We start from the raw sequence: 1723 nt of genomic DNA, 5'->3' as shown, positions 1-1723 counted from the left end.
GCATACGGCTCTGGTTGCTGGTTGGGCCGGTTCAATGGCTCTATATGAATTAGCCGTTTTTGATCCCTCCGATCCCGTTCTTGATCCAATGTGGAGACAAGGTATGTTCGTTATACCCTTCATGACTCGTTTAGGAATAACCAATTCATGGGGCGGTTGGAGTATTACAGGGGGGACTATAACAAATCCGGGTATTTGGAGTTACGAAGGTGTGGCCGGAGCACATATTGTGTTTTCTGGCTTGTGCTTCTTGGCAGCTATCTGGCATTGGGTATATTGGGATCTAGAAATTTTTTGTGATGAGCGCACAGGAAAACCTTCTTTGGATTTGCCCAAGATTTTTGGAATTCATTTATTTCTCTCAGGAGTGGCTTGCTTTGGCTTTGGCGCATTTCATGTAACAGGATTGTATGGTCCTGGAATATGGGTGTCGGACCCTTATGGACTAACTGGCAAGGTCCAACCTGTAAATCCGGCGTGGGGCGTGGAAGGTTTTGATCCTTTTGTTCCGGGAGGAATAGCCTCTCATCATATTGCAGCAGGGACATTGGGCATATTAGCGGGCTTATTCCATCTTAGTGTCCGCCCGCCCCAACGTTTATACAAAGGATTACGTATGGGAAATATTGAAACCGTCCTTTCCAGTAGTATAGCTGCTGTCTTTTTTGCAGCTTTTGTTGTTGCCGGAACTATGTGGTATGGTTCAGCAACTACCCCCATCGAATTATTTGGTCCTACTCGTTATCAATGGGATCAAGGATACTTCCAGCAAGAAATATATCGAAGGGTTAGTGCTGGGTTAGCCGAAAATCAAAGTTTATCAGAAGCTTGGTCTAAAATTCCTGAAAAATTAGCTTTTTATGATTACATTGGCAATAATCCGGCAAAAGGAGGATTATTCAGAGCGGGTTCAATGGACAACGGGGATGGAATAGCCGTTGGGTGGTTAGGGCACCCTATCTTTAGAGATAAAGACGGGCGTGAACTTTTTGTACGTCGTATGCCTACTTTTTTTGAAACATTTCCGGTTGTTTTGGTAGACGGAGACGGAATTGTTAGAGCGGATGTCCCTTTTAGAAGGGCAGAATCAAAGTATAGTGTCGAACAAGTAGGTGTAACTGTTGAGTTCTATGGCGGCGAACTCAATGGAGTGAGTTATAGTGATCCTGCTACTGTGAAAAAATATGCTAGACGTGCTCAATTGGGTGAAATTTTTGAATTAGATCGTGCTACTTTGAAATCCGATGGTGTTTTTCGTAGCAGTCCGAGGGGTTGGTTTACTTTTGGGCATGCTTCGTTTGCCTTGCTTTTCTTCTTCGGACACATTTGGCATGGTGCTAGAACCCTGTTCAGAGATGTTTTTGCCGGTATTGATCCAGATTTGGATGCTCAAGTGGAATTTGGAGCATTCCAAAAACTTGGAGATCCAACTACAAGAAGACAAGTAGTCTGATGCAAGATTGCTTTGTTATTTTTCGCTTCTACTTCTATTTGTGATTTGCCATAGGCTGCTGGAAAAATCTTGATTTAAATCGCTGCCTTTTCTTTGATTCTTGTTCTTTCTTTATTTTATTCGGGAGATGATTCCAAATAAACAGGTACGGAAGCTATAATTGTAAACCACGATCGAATTTATGGAAGCATTGGTTTATACATTCCTCTTAGTATCTACTCTAGGGATAATTTTTTTCGCTATCTTTTTTCGAGAACCGCCTAAAATTCT

Annotated in this window: 2 protein-coding genes; both read left to right on the top strand. The window is 42.4% G+C overall.

Annotated features, from left to right (window positions below; translation table 11 throughout):
- Positions 1-1453: photosystem II chlorophyll-binding protein CP47 (psbB, locus tag IEZ19_RS54425; RefSeq protein ID WP_189317940.1), on the top strand; the 1453-nt coding region annotated here is incomplete at its 5' end.
- A gap of 181 nt (positions 1454-1634) precedes the next feature.
- Positions 1635-1723 (top strand): photosystem II protein T (locus IEZ19_RS54420; protein ID WP_189317941.1); only part of this gene is annotated, 89 nt, incomplete at its 3' end.

The sequence above is a fragment of the Streptomyces brasiliensis genome (assembly GCF_014647875.1).
GTDB classification, from domain to species: Bacteria; Actinomycetota; Actinomycetes; order Streptomycetales; family Streptomycetaceae; genus Streptomyces; species Streptomyces brasiliensis.
The sequence above is the reverse complement of the archived record's forward strand: the minus strand, read 5'-3'. Positions and strand labels throughout refer to the sequence as shown.